The sequence below is a fragment of the Allobranchiibius huperziae genome (genome assembly GCF_013410455.1).
Classification (GTDB): Bacteria; Actinomycetota; Actinomycetes; order Actinomycetales; family Dermatophilaceae; genus Allobranchiibius; species Allobranchiibius huperziae.
Genome location: NZ_JACCFW010000001.1, coordinates 930227 through 949034, shown reverse-complemented (window position 1 = coordinate 949034; position 18808 = coordinate 930227). Strand labels below are relative to the sequence as shown.

The window sequence follows — 18808 nt, the reverse complement described above, 5'->3', positions numbered from 1 at the left end:
GAATCCACAGGTTGCACGGGCGAAAGGTTACACGGCGGACCAAGGTGGCCCGGTTACCCTTTGCCGATGACGGACGACGATCAGTACCGCATGGATCCCCGTGGCCGGGGAGGCCGCCGGGGTGGCGACGAGACCATCGCCCAGCCGCTCCCGGTGCGCCGTCCACGTCCTGCCGCGCGTCCCCAGGGCGGCGCCGGGGATTCCACCCGGATGATGCCGTCCGGTCCGCGCGGAGGCGCGCAGCAGCCCGCGGCACGCCCGGCGTCCGGTCGCCCGTACGCCGATCCGCGTGGCGGCGGGCGCGGCTACGACGGCGGCGGCTACGACGGTGGGCGCGGGTACGACGGCGGCGGGTACGACCGGCCGCCGAACCGGCCCGCACAGCCCCAGCGCCCCGCCGGTCGGGCCCCCCGCCGGCGGCGCCGCTGGCCGCGGGTGCTGGCCGCCTTCGTCGTCATCGTGGGCCTGTGGGCGGGGCTGTTGCTCTGGGCCGGGCTCGCCGCGTGGCACAAGGTCGCACGGGTGGACGCCATCCCGACCGGCGACCAGCCCGCCGCCGGCAAGGGCACCAACGTGCTGCTGGTGGGCTCCGACAGCCGCGCCGGGCTCACCTCGGCGCAGGCCAAGGCCCTGCGCACCGGCGGCTCGAACATCACCGGTTCCCGCACCGACTCGATCATGGTGCTGCACATGCCCGACAGCGGCGAACCGACGCTGGTCAGCATCCCGCGCGACACCTACGTGCAGATCCCCGGGCACCGGGCGAACAAGATCAACGCGGCGTTCTCCTACGGCCCCCAGGTCCTCGTGCAGACCGTCGAGAACGTCACCGGTCTGCGCATCGAGCACTACATGGAGATCGGGTTCGGCGGGTTCGCCGGGATCGTCGACTCCGTGGGCGGGGTGCGGATGTGCCTGCCGAAGGCTATGGACGACACGTACGCGCACATCAACCTGCCCGCCGGATGCCAGAACCTGAGTGGCGCGAACGCGCTCGGCTACGTCCGTTCACGCCACGTCGACGCCACCAGCGACCTGGCCCGCGTGAAGCGGCAGCGGGAGTTCCTCGCGGCCCTCACCAAGAAGGTCGCCTCGCCGGGCAACCTGCTGGTCCCGTGGCGGCTGAAGAACGTCGGCGAGTCCGGCGCCCAGGGCCTGGCGGTCGAGAACGGCATGCACTCCTGGACCGCGCTGCGCATCCTCTGGACGCTGAAGAAGATCGGCAACGGCGGCAACTCGGTGCAGGTGCCGATCGCGAACGCCGCCTATCCGACCTCCGCGGGCGAAGCGGTGCTCTGGGACAAGACCAAGGCAGCGGCCCTGTTCGACGCGCTCAACCACGACCGCTCCCCCGACGTCGCCCCCTAGCCCCCCGCGACCTCAGGGTCGCCGCGCGCTCTATACGGCGCGCCGCGACTCCACCCGCCTGTCCACACCCCTGGCGGCCGTCCACACCCTCCCCCGGAGAGCTCGCGCGAGCGGGTGGGCCGGCGGACGATCCGCCGGTGACCATCACTTGTGACCCCCTCCCTGCGCCCGGCACCTCGCGTCGTGCCTTCCGGACACAGGTCGCCGCCGCCCTGGCAACCGACCACGACGGCGTATGTCACCGGGAGCAGTTACGCCGACGGGGCGTCACTCGGGATGACATCCGCCACGAGGTTCAGGCGGGACGCTGGATCCTGCGGGGTCATCAGACCGTCCAGGTGCAGCCAGGTGGTCCGGCAGCCGACTGGTGGCGAGCGGTCTGGGAGGTGCGAGGCTCGGCGCGGCTCGACGGCGTGAGCGCCCTGCTGGCGGCCGGCCTGCGCCACTGGGAGGAGGCCACCGTCCATGTCAGCGTGCCCGAAGGCACCCACATCACCCCGGTCGTCGGTGTGACGGTCCACAAGACCCGGCACGCGGTCGATGTCACCGGTGAGCCCGCGCGCACCACGCCTGAGTGGGCCGCCCTGCACGCAGCCGCGTGGGCCGGGAGCGATCGGGCCGCGACCACGCTGCTCGCGATGGCGGTCCAGCAACGCATCACCACCGGACCTCGCCTGCAGGCGCTCCTCACCCGATCACCGGCCCTTCCCCGCATCCACCTCATCCGCGGGGTCGTGGCCGACGTGACAGGCGGCGCTCAGGCCCTCTCCGAGATCGACTTCGCGAAGGTGTGCCGCACGCACGGCATCCCCGAGCCCCTCCGGCAGGCGATGCGGCGCGGTCATACCGGACGCATCTACCTCGACGCCTTCTGGGACGCGTACGACGTCGCCGTCGAAGTCGACGGATTCCAGCACACCGTGGGTCACGCGGTCGTCGAGGACGCCCTGCGGGACAACGTGGTCCGCAACGACGGCGTGACGGTGCTGCGGATACCCGTGCTCGGGTTGCACGTCGCGCCGACCGAGTTCGCCGAGCAGGTCAAGGCCGCGCTGCACCGGGGCGGATGGTCGGGCGACCCGCAGCGGTGACGGACGCTGGAGTCGCCGCGCGCCCTATAGGGCGCGCGGCGACTCTGACCGCGAGCGGTCAGCGCTTGAGGAGCTGACGCGCCATCACCATGCGCTGGATCTGGTTGGTGCCCTCGTAGATCTGGGTGATCTTCGCGTCGCGCATCATCCGCTCGACCGGGTGGTCCTGCACGTAACCGGCGCCGCCGAGCAGCTGAACGGCGTCGGTGGTCACCTCCATCGCGACGTCGGAGGCGTAGCACTTGGCGGCCGCACCGAAGAAGGACAGGTCGTCGTCGCCGCGCTCGGACTTCGCGGCGGCGACGTAGACCATCTGCCGCGCCGCCTCCAGCTTCATCGCCATGTCGGCGAGCATGAACTGCAGCCCCTGGAACTCCGCGATGGCCTTGCCGAACTGCTTGCGCTCCTTGACGTAACCGAGGGCGTAGTCCAGCGCACCCTGCGCGATGCCGACCGCCTGCGCGCCGATCGTGACGCGGGTGTGGTCGAGCGTGCGCAGCGCGATCTTCAGGCCCTCACCGGGTGCTCCGATCATGCGGTCGGCAGGGATGCGTACGCCGTCGAAGTGCAGCTCGCGGGTCGGCGAGCCCTTGATGCCGAGCTTGCGCTCCTTGGCACCGAAGTCGAAGCCCTCGTCGTCCTTCTCCACGACGAACGCCGAGATGTTACGGCCGCGCTCGCCGTCCGGGTCGGTGACGGCCAGCACGGTGTAGAGCTTGGACTCACCGGCGTTGGTGATCCACGACTTCTGCCCGTTGAGCACGTAGGTGTCGCCGTCGGCGATGGCCTTGCAGCGCATCGACGCGGTGTCCGAGCCGGCCTCGCGCTCGGACAGGCCGTAGGAGATCATCGCGTCGCCGGAGGCGATCCGCGGCAGGTACTTCTGCTTCACCTCGTCCGAGGCGCCCAGGATGATCGGCATGGAGCCCAGCTTGTTGACGGCCGGGATCAGGGAGGACGACGCGCACGCGCGGGCGACCTCCTCGATGACGATGCAGGTGGCGAGCGCATCGGCACCCGCGCCGCCGTACTCCTCGCCGATGTGCGGCGCGTGCAGGTCGGAGGCGACCAGCGCCTTCAGCGCCTCGTGCGGGAAGCGCGACTCCGCGTCGACCTCGGCCGCGTACGGCGCGATCTTGTCGTCCGCGATGTCGCGCACCGCCTCGCGCAGCGCCTCGTGGTCCTCGTTGATCCGGAAGAGGTCGAATTCCTTGTTGCCGCTCACGGTGCCCATCCTACTCGTCAGTAACGTCGGCCAGGCGCGACCGGAGGGCTGCGCCCTTGTCCTGCGCCTGGGTCTTCAGGTCCGCCTGGAAGTCCGCCATCGCGGCGCGCAGCCGATCAGCCTCGGCGCCCTCCCCGGCCGCCAGGATGCGCAGCGCCAGCAGGCCGGCGTTGCGCGCGCCCCCGATCGAGACCGTCGCGACCGGCACCCCGGCAGGCATCTGCACGATCGAGAGCAGCGAGTCCATCCCGTCGAGGTACTTCAGAGGCACCGGCACCCCGATCACCGGGAGCGTCGTGACGGAGGCCAGCATCCCCGGCAGGTGCGCCGCTCCCCCGGCACCGGCGATGATCGCCCGCAGCCCGCGACCGGCCGCCTGCTCGCCGTACGCCACCATCTCGTGCGGCATCCGGTGGGCCGAGACGACGTCGGCCTCGTAGTCCACGCCGAAGTCGGCGAGCACCTCGGCGGCCGCGCTCATGACCGGCCAGTCCGAGTCGCTCCCCATCACCACGCCGACCACAGCGCTCATTCGTCGATCACTCCCTGCAGGTAGTCGGCGGCGTGCCGCCCACGGGCGGTCACCTCCGCGAGATCCGTGCCGTAGGTGTTGACGTGCCCGATCTTGCGGCCGGGGCGCACGCTCTTGCCGTAGAGGTGGATGCGCAGCGCGGGATCGCGCGCCATCAGGTGCTTGTACGTCGGATAGAGCTGCCCGTGCCGCTCCGGATCCCCGCCGAGCACGTTGGTCATCACGGTCCACGGCGACCGCGGCGTCACCGCGCCGAGCGGCAGGTCGAGCACCGCGCGCAGGTGCTGCTCGAACTGGCTGGTGACGCTGCCGTCCTGGGTCCAGTGCCCGCTGTTGTGCGGCCGCATGGCGAGTTCGTTGACGACGTATGCCGCCCCGTCACCCGCCGCGAGCTCGAAGACCTCGACGGCCATTACACCCGTCACCCCCAGCTCACCGGCGATCCGCAGGCCGGTCGCCGCGAGCTCCCCCGCGAGCTCCTCGTCGAGGTCGGCCGCCGGCGCGACCACCGAGGTGCAGATGCCGTCGGTCTGCACGGTGTGCACGATCGGCCAGACGGACGCCTGCCCGGACGGGCTGCGCGTGACGAGCACCGCCAGCTCCCGGACGAAGTCGACGCTCTCCTCGGCCAGCAGGGGCTCGCCGTGCGCGAACCAATCGGCAGCGTCCTCAGCGGTCCGTACGACGCGCACGCCCTTGCCGTCGTACCCGCCACGCGGCGTCTTCAGCACGACCGGCCACCCGTGGGCCTCGCCGAACGCGCGCAACGCTGCCACGTCATCGACCTGCGCCCACGCGGGGCACGGAATCCCCATCTGCGACAGGCGGTTCCGCATGACCAGCTTGTCCTGGGCGTGCACCAGAGCCTCCGGCGACGGGTGCACGGTGACGCCCTCGGCCACCAGCGCGGCCAGCACGTCCTGCGGCACCTGCTCGTGATCGAACGTCACGACGTCGCAGTCACGGGCGAACGCGCGCACCGCCTCGAGGTCGTCCGCCGCGCCGACGGGCGCCGACGGGATCGCGAACGCCGCCGCGGCCTGCGTCGACTCGGCGAGCACCGACAAGGTGATGCCGAGTTCCACTGCGGGTCCGGCGCACATGCGGGCGAGTTGCCCGCCGCCGACGATGCCGACGATCGGGAAACCACCGGGGGCAGGAAGGGGTCGATCCACGCCGTCACTGTAACGATCGCAGCCGACGGGCTTACCCTTCCCTGGTGCTGCAACGCCTACGCCTCACTCTCGACGTCCTCTGGCGCGAACTGGCGAAGTTCGGCGTCATCGGCCTCATCTCGTTCGTCATCGACCTCGGCGGCTTCAACCTGCTGGTGAGCGGCGCGATGGAGCACAAGATCACCACCGCCAAGCTGGTCAGCGGCGCCGTCGCCACCGTCTTCGCGTGGCTGGGCAACCGCTACTGGACCTTCCGGCACCGGCGCAACCGTCCGGTGCACCACGAGGTCGTCCTGTTCTTCGTGGTCAACGGGATCGCGCTGGCCGTCTCCGCCGGCTGGGTGGCGCTCGCGCACTACGCCTTCCATGTGCACGGCAGGCTCGAGCTCAACGTCGCGGCGTTCATCGGCATCGGTTTCGGCACGCTCTTCCGCTTCTGGGCCTACCGCAGGTTCGTCTTCGCCCACGAGCCGGACGTGGCCGACCTGCCCGGGGACGCCGTTGACGAGCAGTACGACGGCCCGGCCGCGCCGGGCGACGCCGCTCAGTCCGACGTCGCCGCCGACAGGAAGAGCGCGAAGACCGCCGGCTGAGCGTTCCGCAGCTCCAGCCGGCCGCCGCTCACCTCGGCCAGGTCGCGCGCGAGGGCCAGGCCCAGCCCGGTCCCGCCCGTGGTGACCCGTCGTTCGAAGATGTGCGGTGCCAGGTTGGGGTCGACCCCGGCACCCATGTCGCTCATCTCCACCACGACCGACGGCCCGCTGCGGCGGGCTCGCACCTCGACGGTGCCCGCGCCGTGGATCAGGGCGTTCTCCAGCAGGGTCGCGAGGATCTGCGCCAGACCCACGCGGGTCGCGGACACGTGCAGCCCGCGCTCACCGCTCACGAGCACGCTGCGCCGCGCGGTCTCGAACGCCGGCTGCCACTCCAGCTGCAGCGCCGCGATGACCGAGTCGAGGGAGATGTTGCTCGGCGCGTCGACCGTGCCGCGGGACCGGGCGAGCAGTTCGTCGACCACCTGAGTGAGTCGCTCGACCTGGGCGATCCCGATTTGCGCCTCTTCCTGGGCCGCATCGAGGTCTTCGGCCGAGGAGATCTCCTCCAGCCGCATCAGCAGCGCGGTGAGCGGCGTACGCAGCTGGTGGCTGGCGTCCGATGCGAATTCCCGCTCCGCCGCGAGCATTCGGGTGAGCTCGGTGGAGCGCATCTCGTAGAAGGCCGCGATCCGGTCGACCTCGTCCATCCCGGTCCGCAGCGGGGTGAAGGAGATCGGGCCGTCCGCGAGTCGGTCGGCACGGTCGGCCAACTCCCGCACAGGGTCGACGACCGACTCGATCCGCGACGCGGACAACAGCACCGAGCCGACACCGAGCACCAGGGCGACCCCCATCACCAGCAGGGAGATCCACCAGGTGGATGCCGCGATCGCGGCGACGGCGGCGACGACCACCACGGGGATGGCGACCGCAAGGACGATGACGCCGACGAGGCGGTTCTGCAGCGTCACCTAGAAATCGCCGTCGTCGGTCTCGAAACGGAAACCCACGCCCCTCACGGTGGTGATGAACCGGGGGTCGGTCGCGTCGTCGCCCAGCTTGCGGCGCAGGACCGAGACGTGCATGTCGAGGGTCTTGGTCGATCCCACCCACACGGTGTTCCAGACCTCGCGCATCAGGTCCTCGCGGGAGACGACCTTGCCGCCCTCGCGCACCAGGACCCGCAGCAGGTCGAACTCCTTGGCGGTCAGCTGCAGTTCGCGGTCGCCGCTGAACGCGCGTCGGCCGGCGGCGTCGATGCGCACCCGCGCGCCCTGCCCCTCGTCGGAGCTGGAACGGCGCAGCAGCGCCCGCGCCCGTGCCAGCAGCTCGGCCAGCCGGAACGGCTTGGTGACGTAGTCGTCCGCACCGGCATCCAGTCCGACGACCGTGTCGACCTCGTCGGCGCGGGCGGTGAGGATGAGGACCGGCACCACGATCCCGGTCGATCGGATCCGCCGACAGACCTCCAGCCCGTCCATCTGGGGCAGGCCGAGGTCGAGGATCACCAGATCGGGGCCGGTCGACGCCGCGGCGAGCGCGGACACTCCATCGGCACGCACCATGACGTCGTACCCCTCGCGGCGCAGGGCTCGCGCCAGGGGATCGGAGATCGTGGGATCGTCCTCGGCCAGTAGGACCTTGGTCATGTAGTGAGCCTATCTGCGCCTTCTGCGTTCACTGCGAAGGTCGCTCGATGACGAAGGCATCGGTGGCACCGATGCCGGCCAGGTCGACCCGCTTACGGCGCCGCACGCGCACCGCGGCTCCGTCGGGCAGGCCGTCCATGACCTCTTGATCGACCATGATCTTGCCAGGCTTGGCAGCACCGGTCAGCCTGCTCGCCCGGTTGACCGTGGTGCCGTAGACGTCGCCGAGGCGCGCGAGCACCCGGCCGCGCGCCATTCCCACGCGCATCGTGGGCACCAGATCGTCGGCCTCCGCGGCGGCCCGCAGGTCGAAGGCGATGTCGACGGCGCCCTCGACCGCCGTGTGGGTGAAGAGCACCTCGTCGCCCACCGTCTTCACGATCGCCCCGCCGTGCGCGCCGACGATGTCCGAGGCCAGCGACTCGAAGCGAAGCACCAACTGCGCCAGCTCCCGCTCGCTCAGGCGGCGGACGAGCTGGGTGAAGTTGACCAGGTCGGCGAATCCGACGGTGCGCACGATCCCGATGTGCGACTCCGGCTCGGAGTCGGCGATCATCCGCGAGATCGCCACCGACAGGTTGCGACGCCAGACGTAGTCCACCAGCGGCGACATCCGCTCCGCGAGCTCGACGGTGAGCGCCGCCGTGCGCTGCGCGACGTCGCTATCGACACCGCCGCGGTCGCCGCTCACCATGTCGGCGATCAGCTGCAGCGACCACATCGCCATCCGGTCGGTGGATCGTCCGACGGCCCGCGCGAGCGCCAGCCCGGTCGTGCGGTCGAGCAGACCGTCCTGCACCAGGCCGTCGAATCGGCGCAGCGCCTCCAGGTCGGCCTCGCCGAAGAAGACCTCGTCGTCCCGGGCGCGGGCGAAGCCCAGCGAACGCCACATCGTCGCGGTCTGGTCCTGCGAGATCCCCGAGGCACGACTGATCTCGCTGCGGCGCATCGAGCGCGGGTGGCCCATGAGGCGGGCCTCGATGGCGTCGACGAACTCCGCAGGATCCAGCTCCCCGGCCGGCGAGAGGACGGCCGGCGGCTCGGGCTCCGAGCTGGGCGCGTCGTCGGTGGGCCGCACGTGCACGACGTCGCCGGCGGCGTACGCCGTGGTCTGCCCCTGCGCGGTGATCAGCAGCCGACCCGCGGCATCGACCCCGACGGCGTCACCGGTCAGATGGCGCTCGGCGCCGGTCTGCAGCCGCACTCGCTGCCCGACGGTGATGCACGCGGCGCGGTAGTCGTCGTCGGTGGCCGAGGTGGCCCACTGCCGCTGGATCAGCAGCAGCTCGCGCAGGATGCACTCGATCAGGTCCTCGCGCGCGACGTCGGCACCGCACTCGCGCAGCGACGTCGACACGTCGGTCGGCAGCTGGTCAGCGCTCTGGTGGACGTTGAGCCCGATCCCCACCACGACGACGGGTGCCTCACCCCCGGCGACCGTGCACAGGATGCCCGCGACCTTGCGCCACTCGGCGTCCTCGGACGTCAGCGCGAGCAGGTCGTTGGGCCACTTGAGGGCGAGCTGTACGCCGGTCAGCTCGGCGACGGCGCGGCGTACCGCCACGCCCACGAGCAGCGGAACCCACCCCCAGCGAGCCTGGTCCGCCGGCAGGGGCAGCGTGCAGGACAGCGCGATGGAGGTGCCGGGCGGCGCTTCCCAAGAGCGATCGAGCCGGCCACGGCCGCTGCTCTGGTGATCGGCGGTGACGACCCGCCAGGGCCGCGGATCGGCCAGCAGCAGGTCGTTGGTCGAGCCCACCTCGTCGTGCACGGCGACCTCACGCCACACCGTGGCCGCCAGGGCGTCACGGAGCACGTCGGCTCGCAGATCGTGGCTCACGGCCACAAGGCTAGAGTCTGGTCGCATGACCGATGGGGCCAGCGTCCGAGAAACCTCCCAGCACGATCAGCCCGATCTGCACACGACTGCAGGGCGCCTCGCCGACCTGTATCAGCGCAACGACGAGGCCGTGCACGCGGGGTCGGCGCGCGCCGTGGAGAAACAGCACGCGAAGGGCAAACTGACCGCCCGCGAGCGCATCGAGCTGCTGATGGACGAGGGCTCGTTCATCGAGCTCGACGAGCTGGCGCGGCACCGGTCGACCAGCTTCGGGCAGGAGAAGAACCGCCCGTACGGCGACGGCGTGGTCACCGGCCACGGCACCGTCGACGGCCGCCCGGTGTGCGTCTTCTCCCAGGACTTCACGGTGTTCGGCGGATCCCTCGGCGAGGTCTTCGGCGAGAAGATCGTCAAGGTGATGGACCTGGCCGCCAAGATCGGCTGCCCGGTCGTCGGCATCAACGACTCCGGCGGCGCCCGCATCCAGGAGGGCGTGGTCGCCCTCGGCCTCTACGCCGAGATCTTCCGGCGCAACGTGCACTCCTCGGGCGTCGTTCCGCAGATCTCCCTGGTCATGGGGCCATGCGCCGGCGGCGCCGTCTACTCCCCCGCGATCACCGACTTCACGGTGATGGTCGACCAGACCTCGCACATGTTCGTGACCGGACCGGACGTCATCAAGACGGTGACCGGCGAGGACGTCGGCATGGAGGAGCTCGGCGGCGCGCGCAGCCACAACACCCGCTCGGGTGTCGCGCACTACATGGCCTCGGACGAGGAGGACGCGATCTCCTACGTGAAGGAGCTCTTGTCCTTCCTGCCGTCGAACAACATGGACGAGCCGGTCGTCTTCGACGCGACGCCCGATCTGGAGATCGACGACTTCGACCGCGAGCTCGACACGCTCATCCCCGACTCGGCGAACATGCCCTACGACATGCACACCGTCATCGAGCACGTCCTCGACGACGGCGAGTTCCTGGAGACCTCGGCACTGTTCGCGCCCAACATCCTCACCGGCTTCGGGCGTGTCGAGGGCCATCCGGTCGGCGTGGTGGCCAACCAGCCGCTGCAGCTCGCCGGCACCCTCGACATCAATTCCTCCGAGAAGGCCGCGCGCTTCGTGCGCACCTGCGACGCGTTCAACGTGCCGGTGCTGACGTTCGTCGACGTGCCCGGCTTCCTGCCCGGCACCGACCAGGAATGGGGCGGCATCATCCGTCGCGGCGCCAAACTGCTCTACGCGTACGCCGAGGCCACCGTCCCGCTCGTCACCGTCATCACCCGCAAGGCGTACGGCGGCGCGTACGACGTGATGGGCTCCAAGCACCTGGGCGCCGACGTCAACCTCGCCTGGCCGACGGCGCAGATCGCGGTGATGGGTGCGCAGGGCGCGGCCAACATCCTCTACCGCAAGCAGATCAAGGCGGCGAGCGAGGCGAATCCGGACGACCCGGCCGCCGTCGAGGCCACCCGCCAGGAGCTGATCCAGCAGTACGAGGACGCGCTGGCGAACCCCTACCTCGCCGCGGAGCGCGGCTACATCGACTCCGTCATCCCGCCCAGCTACACGCGCAGCTACGTCACCCGCGCGCTGCGCACCCTGCGCACGAAGCGGGAGACCCTGCCGCCGAAGAAGCACGGCAACATCCCGCTATGAGCGACGACCAGACGGCGAAAGCGCCCACCCTGCAAGTCATCTCGGGTGATGCGACGGCCGAGGAGATCGCCGCGGTCATCGCGGTGCTGGCTGCCGCCGGCGCTGCCGCTCCCCCGGCGGCCCCCGCGCGATCCCGATGGACCGGCCGCGGGGGCGGCGGCTGGAAAGGCTCGGCGCTGCCGCGCGCCTGAGCGGCGCTCAGCAGCTCCCGAGCATCGTGGTCAGCGCGCTCTTCTCGGCCGAGGTGACCCACAGCGCGTACTTGGTCTTCACCAGCACCCAGCGGGTCGCGTAGAGGCAGTCCGCATCGGCGTTTGGCGGGGTCCACTGCGACGGGTCGCGGTCGCCCTTGGCCTCGTTGAGGGTGTCCTTGGAGGAGACCAGCACCAACGGGTCGTTCGCGTAGCTAGTGCGCTCGGCGGTGCTCCAGCTGTCCGCGCCGGTCGTCCACGCGTCGCCCAGCGGGACGAGGTGGTCGATGTCGATGTCGGAGGACGCGTTGTAGACACCGTCGCCGTACGGGTCGATCCAGGTGCCCTGGGCGTTCGTGCAGGTCGAGGAGAAGGTGACGTCGGTGCCGTCGCGGTAGAGCGCGGCGTTGCGGGAGTCGCAGGCGTCGTTCGGCGCGACCGGCCAGCCGTTGGTCGAGGCGTCTCGCCAGTGCGGGAAGAGCGACCGGTCATACCCGGTCATCGAGTCCGCCGCCTTCACCACCAGGGCGCCGAGGTCGGTCTTGGCGTCGGCCGGCGTGCCGGTCATCCCGAGCTTGAGCTGCGCGGCCGCGGTGGTGCCGGAGACGGTGCTGATCTGGGTGGCGTCGGCCGGTCCGGTGATCGTCACGGCCGTGCAGGCGACGGCGCAGACGGCGGCAGCTGCATACATAGGTCTTCTCATGAATCGGGACGCTAACGACGGCACGTGAACGCGGGGCCAACGGTGGTTCAGGGTTCTCCCAAGGGTCGGCCGGGACCTTGGACCGGCGGCCGTCGTCGGTGCCGCGCGATAGCTTGGCGGGATGAGCGAGGACACGACCACCCGCACGCCCACGCCCGTCGACGCGATCGCGGAGGCCCACCACGACGCGTCCATGCGGCTCAGCCCGATCCTCGCCACCGAGCTCGGCGTCCCCGGTTACGACGACCGGCTCGACGACTTCTCCCCCGGCGGTCGTGCCGAGGTCGCCGACCAGGCACGCCGCACGCTGGCGGCGCTCGGCGGGGCGACCGCGACCGACGACGTCGACCAGGTCACCATCGCCGCGATGACCGAGCGGTTGGAGCTGGTGGTGGAGGAGTTCGAGGCCGGCACACCCCTGATGTCGCTCAACGTCATCGCCTCGCCGATGCAGGAGATGCGCGACGTCATCGACCTGATGAGCACCGACACCGCCGAGGGTCTCGCGACGATCGGCGCCCGCATGAGCGCGATGCCGCGAGCACTCGACCAGTGGCTGGAGTCGCTGCACGCGGCGGCCGACCGCGGCATGGTGGCGCCGCGCCGTCAGGTGCTCGCGTGCATCCAGCAGACCCAGGACCACACCGCGGCGGACGGTTATTTCACGACGTACGCCGCCGAGCATCCGGCCATCGCCGACCAGATCGGCGAGGCCGCGCGGGCGTACGTCGCCGTGGGGCAGCGGCTCAAGGAGGAGATCCTGCCGCGGGCTCCCGAGGCGGACGCGTGCGGCCGTGACCTCTACCCGTTGCACTCGCGGCACTTCCTCGGGACCACGGTCGACCTGGAGGAGACCTACGCGTGGGGCCAGGAGGAGCTGTCGCGGATCACGGGCGAGATGCGCAAGGTCGCCGAGCGGATCACGCCGGGCGCCGGGGTCAAGGAGGCCATGGCGGCACTCGACGCCGACCCGGCCTACCAGCTGCACGGCACCGCCGAGCTGCGGAACTGGATGCAGGACAAAGCCGACCGCGCCATCGCCGATCTCGGCGGCACCCACTTCGACATCCCGGAGCCGGTGCAGCGCATCGAGTGCATGATCGCGCCCACCCAGTCCGGCGGCATCTACTACACCGGTCCGAGCGAGGACTTCTCCCGGCCGGGCCGGATGTGGTGGTCGGTGCCCAAGGGCGTCGAGCAGTTCGGCACCTGGCGTGAGCTGACGACCGTCTACCACGAGGGCGTCCCGGGTCACCATCTGCAGGTCGCGCAGACCATGTACCGCTCGGGCCTGCTCAACTCCTGGCGCCGGATGGACGCGTGGACCTCCGGGCACGGCGAGGGCTGGGCCCTCTACGCCGAGCGGCTCATGCAGGAGCTGGGCCACCTCGACGATCCGGGCACGCTGATGGGCATGTACGACGCGCAGTCGATGCGCGCGGCCCGCGTCGTCCTCGACATCGGCGTGCACTGCGGCTTCCCGGCACCGGCCGAGGTCGGCGGGGGTGACTGGACCTACGACAAGGCGTGGACGTTCCTCACCGCTCACTGCGACATGGCCGAGGGGTTCCTGCGCTTCGAGCTGGACCGCTATCTCGGCTGGCCCGGCCAGGCTCCGTCCTACAAGATCGGCGAGCGCATCTGGATGCAGCTGCGGGAGCAGGCGCAGGATCGCGAGGGTGCGGCGTTCGACCTCAAGGCGTTCCACCGTCGCGCGCTCGACATCGGCGGCGTCGGGCTGGACACGCTGCGGCAGGCGGTGCTCGGCACCCTCGGCGGACCGGAGACCGCGCGCACGACCTCCTGAGGTCTCCGGCGTACCCACGTCGCTACCGCGCCCCTGACAGACTTACCGGGTGCATGTCGCCTTCGCCGTCTTCTTCGTGGCGATCACCGTCGTGGTGGTCGCCACCGTCGCCCGCCGGATCGGCACGTCGGCTCCGCTGCTGCTGGTGGCAGTCGGTGCGGCGTACTCGCTCCTGCCCGGCGTCGACCCGATCCACATCGACCCGGATCTGATCCTCTTCGGATTCCTGCCGCCGCTGCTGTTCGCGGCCGCGTCGAGCACCTCGCTGGTCGACATCGGCAGGGACAAGCGCCAGATCCTGGGACTGTCGATCCTGCTGGTGCTCTTCACCGCGTTCGGTGTCGCCCTCATCGCCTGGAAACTGCTGGACGTGCCGTTCGCCGCCGCGCTGGCGCTCGGCGCGATCGTGGCGCCCCCGGACGCCGTCGCGGCGACGGCGATCGCCCGGCGGATCGGCCTGCCCCGGCGGGTCGTGCTCATCCTCGAGGGCGAGTCGCTGCTGAACGACGCCACCGCATTGAGCACGGTCAACATCGCCAAGGTGCTCATCGGCGGCGCGACGCTGACCTGGTACGGCGTGACGTGGGATGTCATCGTCGCCGCCGTCGGCGGCGTGCTGATCGGCTACGTCGCCTATCGGGTCATCGCCGAGGTCCGCAAGCACATCCAGGACACGATCACCAGCGTCGCGCTCTCGTTCCTCACCCCGTGGGTCGCCTATCTGCCCGCGGAGAGGATCGACGCGTCCGGCGTCGTCGCCGTCGTGATCGCAGGCCTGCTGCTCGCCCACGAAGCGCCGCTGATCCAGACCGCCCAGTCGCGGGTGTCGGAGCGGACGAACTGGGCCTCCATCACCTTCATGCTGGAGAACACGGTCTTCCTGCTGATCGGCCTGCAGGTGTACTCGATCGTCGACGGCATCACCAACTCCCGCCTCGGCGCGACCAAGGTGGTGCTGATCAGCCTCGTCGTGCTGGTCACCGTGATCGCGCTGCGCCCGATCTACCTGGCGATCTGGCAGTTCGTCAACCGCTTCATCGACTTCGAGCAGCCGCAGCTGACCCGCCGGGAGGCGCTGGTCGCGTCGTGGGCCGGTATGCGCGGGGTGGTGACGATCGCCGCGGCGTTCCTGCTACCCGAGAACACCCCCGAGCGCGACGCCATCATCTTCATCGCACTCGTCGTGACCGTGGGCACCCTTCTGCTGCAGGGGTTCTCGCTCGGCTGGGTCGCGGGTCGGCTCGGCCTGCACGCTCCGGATCCGCGCGAGGACGCACTGCAGCAGGCGCAACTGGTGCAGGCGGCGGTGACCGCGGGCAGGTCCCGCCTCGGCGAGATCATGCAGGAGGAGGACGACCTGCCCGAGGAGATCGTCCGGCAGTTGCGGCAGCAGGGTGACCGGCGGGCGAACCTGGTGTGGGAGCGACTCGGCGGCGGGTTGCAGGTGGAGACGCCGACGCAGACCTACCGCCGGCTGCGGATGCAGATGCTGCAGTCCGAACGCGCCAAGGTGCTGCACATGAGGGACAAGGGCGTGATGGACCACGAGGTGCTCGACGAGGCGATGCGCTACCTGGACGTCGAGGAGTCGACCATCGCGGTGGTGGAGGACCGTACCCAGCAGGTGCGCCGGGAGTTGCTGCTCACCCCCGAATCGCGCACCTTCGAGTGCGACCACCTGGAAGAGGCACCCGTCGCGGTCGATCCGTTGACCCCCGAGGGATGCCCGGACTGCGCCCGGGAGGGCACCGTGCCGGTGCACCTGCGCCTGTGCCTCACCTGCGGCAACGTCGGCTGTTGCGACTCCTCGGTCGGGCTGCACGCCGACCGCCACTTCCGCAACACCGGGCACCCGGTCATGCGCTCGTTCGAGCCTGGCGAGGGCTGGCGCTGGTGCTACGTCGACAAGCGCCTCGGCTGACCCCTTCCTGCCACCCTGGGCGCGCTCACATCCCGTTTCACCCCAGTGCGCCCAAAGACTCACCTGCTCAAAGCGGGATCTCACGGCACGATCAGTCGGCCCAGCCGGGCACGCAGCTCGCCCGCGCCGCCCCGGAGATCGCGCGCGGTGATCACGACGACGCGGTACCCGGCATCCTCCAACTGGGCTGCTCGGGTCAGGTCCCTGCCCCATGACTTCTCGTGCACCGCGCCGTAGTACTCGGCGACCACGTTGTGGGCACGCCACAGGAAGTCCACCCGCGCCAACCATCCACCGCTCCGGTCGAAGACATCGACATTGAGTTCGGGCTCGGGCAGACCCCAGCGGCCCAGGAGCAGGCGTGTACGAGTCTCACCGGGCGATGCACTTCCGTCCCGGATGAGCGGCAACGCCGATCGGGCCGCGACCCGACCGCGCCGACCCGGATGCGCCACGAGCGCCGCTTGCAGCCCGGCACGATCGGTGAGAGATCTGAAGCAGAGATCATCGCCCGCAATGACCAGGTCAGCAACGGCCATGCCGGCTGACAGATCGCACCACGTTGCACCAGGTGCGGTGACGCTCAGTCCAGCGGGGCACTTGGTCGTGTCCCGGTCTCCGTAGTGCACCACCACGCCGCCTCGGACGAACGTGCTGGCACCGGCAGGAAGCGTGATGTGGAGATCCTCGCCGCTCTCGAGCCGGCGCGGTAGCGGGATCCCCCAGAGCAGGGCTGCAGATGCGTGGCTGAATACTGCGCGGTCGGGCAACACAGTCAGCAGGGCCCGCGCCCGCGATTCCAGGTCCACCGCCGGGGACGTCGCGCGTACGCCACGAAATGGCCTGGTGAGGTCCCCCGCCTCGAGACGCTTCGGCCTCACTCCGGCGTCCATCGCCTGCGCTCGCGAGAACGCCTCGCCGAGCTCACGGGGCAACGGACGTCGGCGCATGGCGTGAGCGTGCCAAGGTTGCGCGATCTACCGACCGCGCTATCCACAGGCACCACGCGAGTTCCGGGCTTGACCCGATGTTGGGCCTGACGCACCGTCTCGATTCGGGATCTCAACCGAGGGCTCGGCGGGTGGGTAGGGTCGCGGGGTGCGTCTCGTGCTGGCCTCGGCCTCTCCCGCCCGCCTCGCCACCCTGCGCTCGGCCGGTGTCGAACCACGGGTGGTGGTGTCCGCTGTCGACGAGCCGGCCGTCGTGGCGACGGCACGCGCGGCGTACGGCGATCTGGAGCCGGCCGACGTGGCCCTGCTGCTCGCCAGGGCCAAGTGCGAGGACGTGAGCAGCCGCGACGACCTCGCGGACTGCGTTGTGCTGGGCTGCGATTCGGTGCTCGAGATGGACGGCCGCGACTACGGCAAGCCCGGCGACGCCGACACCGCCACCGAGCGCTGGCGGGCGATGCGCGGACGGGAGGGTGTCCTGCACACCGGTCACTGGCTCATCGACGAACGCGAGGATTCCACCGGCGCGACATTCGGCGTGACCTGCTCGACCGTCGTTCATTTCGCCGACCTCAGCGACGCCGAGATCAACGCGTACGTCGCCACCGGCGAACCTCTCTCTGTCGCAGGTGGATTCACGGTCGACGGGCTCGGCGGCGCGTATGTGACGGGAATCGAGGGCGACTTCCACAACGTGGTCGGCGTCAGTCTCACCACGCTGCGCGACATGCTCGCGCAGCTGGACGTGGCCTGGCACGAACTCTGGAGCGCACCACACGGATGAGACGTACGCCACTGCGATGAGTACGGTGCACAGACAACCGATGTTCTAAGGAGCCACGGATGTCCGACGCAGCAACCGCACCGACCAAGGTGAAACTCACCTCAGATCAACGCAGTTCGTTCGCTGCCGCGTACCTCGGATGGGCGATGGACGCCTTCGACTACTTCATCGTCGTGCTCATCTACGCGGACATCGCCAAGGACTTCCACAAGACCCTCGGTGAGATGGCGTTCATCACGACGATGACGCTGGTCATGCGCCCGGTCGGTGCGTTCCTCTTCGGGCTGTGGGCCGACCGCTCGGGACGTCGCCTGCCGCTGATCGTGGACGTCGTCTTCTACTCCGTCGTCGGGTTCGCGTGCGCCTTCGTGCCGAACAACGCCTTCTGGCTGCTGATCGGCCTGCGGATGCTTTACGGCATCGGCATGGGCGGCGAATGGGGTCTCGGCGCCGCGCTGGCGATGGAGAAGATCCCGGCCGAACGACGCGGCTTCTTCTCCGGCCTGCTGCAGGGCGGCTACTCGATGGGCTACCTCTTCGCCGCGCTGGCCGCGCTCGTGGTCACCGGCTGGCTGGATCTGTCCTGGCGCTGGATGTTCGCCCTCTCCATCATCCCGGCGGCCATCAGCCTCATCATCCGTTCGCGGGTGCACGAGTCGGAGGTGTGGGAGACCGCGCAGAAGCGCGTCAAGCAGACCAACACCTCGGCGCGGCAGATCTTCGCCAACCCGACCATCTGGAAGCGGTTCGTCTTCCTGGTGCTGCTGATGACGGCGTTCAACTGGATGAGCCACGGCACCCAGGACCTCTACCCGACGTTCCTCAAGGCCAGCAACGACGGTGGCCTGGGCTTCAGCAAGAGCGCGGCGACGTGGATCGCGGTCATCTACAACATCGGCGCCATCGCCGGCGGCGCGATCGCCGGGATGCTGTCGGAGCGCTACGGGCGCAAGGTGCTGATCATCGCGTGCGCCGTCCTCGGGCTGCCCGTCGTGCCGCTCTTCGCCTACTCCACCAGCCTCGGCCTGATCATCCTGGGCTCGTTCCTGATGCAGGTGATGGTGCAGGGGGCATGGGGCGTGATCCCGGCGCACCTGACCGAGTTGTCGCCCGACGAGATCCGCGGGTTCTACCCGGGCGTCACCTATCAGCTCGGCAACTGCCTGGCGGCGTTCAACCTGCCGATCCAGCAGTCCTTGGCGTCCTCCCACGGCTACGCGTTCGCGCTGTCCGTGACGATCGTGCCCGTCCTGATCGCGGTGATCCTGCTGACGCTGATCGGCTCGGAACGCAAGGGGATCAGCTTCGGCACCTCGAAGACGACCCTGGTCGGAGCGGGGGCCGGCGCCGAGCAACCCGCCTGAACGGGCCGGCTC

At 70.2% G+C, this 18808-nt stretch carries 17 protein-coding genes; 9 read left to right on the top strand and 8 right to left on the bottom strand.

Features of this window, described 5'->3' with window-relative positions; translation table 11 throughout:
* The first annotated feature begins 66 nt into the window (after positions 1–66).
* Entirely contained in the window at positions 67–1368 is a 1302-nt protein-coding gene (locus tag HNR15_RS04515) for an LCP family protein (protein ID WP_246305885.1), read from the top strand.
* 137 nt (positions 1369–1505) lie between these two features.
* Positions 1506–2459 carry a PDDEXK family nuclease gene (locus tag HNR15_RS04510; protein ID WP_179479485.1) on the top strand — a complete coding sequence of 318 codons (954 nt, stop codon included), beginning with the start codon at positions 1506–1508 and terminating at the stop codon, positions 2457–2459.
* A gap of 58 nt (positions 2460–2517) precedes the next feature.
* On the opposite strand, the gene HNR15_RS04505 is transcribed toward HNR15_RS04510, so the two are convergent.
* The 3 genes from HNR15_RS04505 to HNR15_RS04495 are packed head-to-tail and all read right to left on the bottom strand — an operon-like array spanning position 2518 to position 5391.
* Entirely contained in the window at positions 2518–3684 is a 1167-nt protein-coding gene (locus HNR15_RS04505) for an acyl-CoA dehydrogenase family protein (protein WP_425484512.1), read from the bottom strand.
* Between the two features lie 10 nt (positions 3685–3694).
* The gene (gene purE / locus HNR15_RS04500) at positions 3695–4216 is read right to left on the bottom strand and encodes a 5-(carboxyamino)imidazole ribonucleotide mutase (RefSeq protein ID WP_179479481.1); all 522 of its coding nucleotides are present in this window, start codon (positions 4214–4216) and stop codon (positions 3695–3697) included.
* The gene (locus tag HNR15_RS04495) at positions 4213–5391 is read right to left on the bottom strand and encodes a 5-(carboxyamino)imidazole ribonucleotide synthase (RefSeq protein WP_179479479.1); all 1179 of its coding nucleotides are present in this window, start codon (positions 5389–5391) and stop codon (positions 4213–4215) included. The genes purE and HNR15_RS04495 overlap by 4 nt, the downstream gene beginning before the upstream one ends.
* Before the next feature lie 44 nt (positions 5392–5435).
* On the opposite strand from HNR15_RS04495, the gene HNR15_RS04490 reads away from it, so the two are divergent.
* A complete protein-coding gene (locus HNR15_RS04490; RefSeq protein ID WP_343048418.1) occupies positions 5436–5984 on the top strand; it encodes a GtrA family protein in 549 nt (182 codons plus the stop codon).
* Here HNR15_RS04490 and HNR15_RS04485 read toward each other — a convergent pair.
* Genes HNR15_RS04485 through HNR15_RS18125 form a run of 3 tightly spaced genes read right to left on the bottom strand, consistent with a single transcriptional unit; the run spans position 5936 to position 9416 of the window.
* The gene (locus HNR15_RS04485) at positions 5936–6898 is read right to left on the bottom strand and encodes a sensor histidine kinase (protein WP_343048417.1); all 963 of its coding nucleotides are present in this window, start codon (positions 6896–6898) and stop codon (positions 5936–5938) included. The two genes, HNR15_RS04490 and HNR15_RS04485, sit on opposite strands and share 49 nt — an antisense overlap.
* Entirely contained in the window at positions 6899–7576 is a 678-nt protein-coding gene (locus HNR15_RS04480; RefSeq protein ID WP_179479477.1) for a response regulator transcription factor, read from the bottom strand.
* A 28-nt stretch (positions 7577–7604) separates the two neighbouring features.
* Positions 7605–9416, bottom strand: a complete 1812-nt coding sequence (locus HNR15_RS18125; protein WP_179479475.1) for a biotin--[acetyl-CoA-carboxylase] ligase — start codon at positions 9414–9416, stop codon at positions 7605–7607.
* Between the two features lie 25 nt (positions 9417–9441).
* On the opposite strand from HNR15_RS18125, the gene HNR15_RS04470 reads away from it, so the two are divergent.
* Both HNR15_RS04470 and HNR15_RS04465 read left to right on the top strand, forming a co-directional pair.
* Positions 9442–11076, top strand: coding sequence for an acyl-CoA carboxylase subunit beta (locus HNR15_RS04470; protein WP_179479473.1), 1635 nt, complete (start codon positions 9442–9444; stop codon positions 11074–11076).
* Positions 11073–11267, top strand: a complete 195-nt coding sequence (locus tag HNR15_RS04465; RefSeq protein ID WP_179479471.1) for an acyl-CoA carboxylase epsilon subunit — start codon at positions 11073–11075, stop codon at positions 11265–11267. The genes HNR15_RS04470 and HNR15_RS04465 overlap by 4 nt, the downstream gene beginning before the upstream one ends.
* A 7-nt stretch (positions 11268–11274) precedes the next feature.
* Here the strand turns inward: HNR15_RS04465 and HNR15_RS04460 are convergent, their stop codons facing one another.
* On the bottom strand, positions 11275–11970 hold the full coding sequence (locus tag HNR15_RS04460; RefSeq protein ID WP_218883545.1) for an HNH endonuclease family protein: 696 nt from the start codon (positions 11968–11970) through the stop codon (positions 11275–11277).
* 121 nt (positions 11971–12091) lie between these two features.
* On the opposite strand from HNR15_RS04460, the gene HNR15_RS04455 reads away from it, so the two are divergent.
* Together HNR15_RS04455 and HNR15_RS04450 are read left to right on the top strand one after the other, a co-directional pair.
* Positions 12092–13777, top strand: a complete 1686-nt coding sequence (locus tag HNR15_RS04455; RefSeq protein ID WP_179479469.1) for a DUF885 domain-containing protein — start codon at positions 12092–12094, stop codon at positions 13775–13777.
* A 49-nt stretch (positions 13778–13826) separates the two neighbouring features.
* Entirely contained in the window at positions 13827–15698 is a 1872-nt protein-coding gene (locus HNR15_RS04450; RefSeq protein WP_179479466.1) for a Na+/H+ antiporter, read from the top strand.
* Between the two features lie 80 nt (positions 15699–15778).
* Here the strand turns inward: HNR15_RS04450 and HNR15_RS04445 are convergent, their stop codons facing one another.
* Positions 15779–16648, bottom strand: a complete 870-nt coding sequence (locus HNR15_RS04445) for a hypothetical protein (protein WP_179479464.1) — start codon at positions 16646–16648, stop codon at positions 15779–15781.
* A 148-nt stretch (positions 16649–16796) separates the two neighbouring features.
* Here HNR15_RS04445 and HNR15_RS04440 point away from each other — a divergent pair, with 148 nt between their 5' ends.
* Positions 16797–17432: a Maf family nucleotide pyrophosphatase gene (locus tag HNR15_RS04440; protein ID WP_179479462.1), complete on the top strand. Its 636-nt coding sequence runs from the start codon at positions 16797–16799 to the stop codon at positions 17430–17432.
* A gap of 59 nt (positions 17433–17491) precedes the next feature.
* Positions 17492–18796 carry an MFS transporter gene (locus tag HNR15_RS04435; RefSeq protein WP_179479460.1) on the top strand — a complete coding sequence of 435 codons (1305 nt, stop codon included), beginning with the start codon at positions 17492–17494 and terminating at the stop codon, positions 18794–18796.
* Positions 18797–18808 lie beyond the last annotated feature (12 nt).

Bases quoted from the DNA above. Each gene is read 5' to 3' on its own strand.
- HNR15_RS04515 (WP_246305885.1), top strand. From the start codon at position 67: ATGACGGACGACGATCAGTACCGCATGGATCCCCGTGGCCGGGGAGGC.
- purE (WP_179479481.1), bottom strand. From the start codon at position 4,216: ATGAGCGCTGTGGTCGGCGTGGTGATGGGGAGCGACTCGGACTGGCCG.
- HNR15_RS04480 (WP_179479477.1), bottom strand. From the start codon at position 7,576: ATGACCAAGGTCCTACTGGCCGAGGACGATCCCACGATCTCCGATCCC.
- HNR15_RS04470 (WP_179479473.1), top strand. From the start codon at position 9,442: ATGACCGATGGGGCCAGCGTCCGAGAAACCTCCCAGCACGATCAGCCC.
- HNR15_RS04465 (WP_179479471.1), top strand. From the start codon at position 11,073: ATGAGCGACGACCAGACGGCGAAAGCGCCCACCCTGCAAGTCATCTCG.
- HNR15_RS04460 (WP_218883545.1), bottom strand. From the start codon at position 11,970: ATGAGAAGACCTATGTATGCAGCTGCCGCCGTCTGCGCCGTCGCCTGC.
- HNR15_RS04455 (WP_179479469.1), top strand. From the start codon at position 12,092: ATGAGCGAGGACACGACCACCCGCACGCCCACGCCCGTCGACGCGATC.
- HNR15_RS04445 (WP_179479464.1), bottom strand. From the start codon at position 16,648: ATGCGCCGACGTCCGTTGCCCCGTGAGCTCGGCGAGGCGTTCTCGCGA.
- HNR15_RS04435 (WP_179479460.1), top strand. From the start codon at position 17,492: ATGTCCGACGCAGCAACCGCACCGACCAAGGTGAAACTCACCTCAGAT.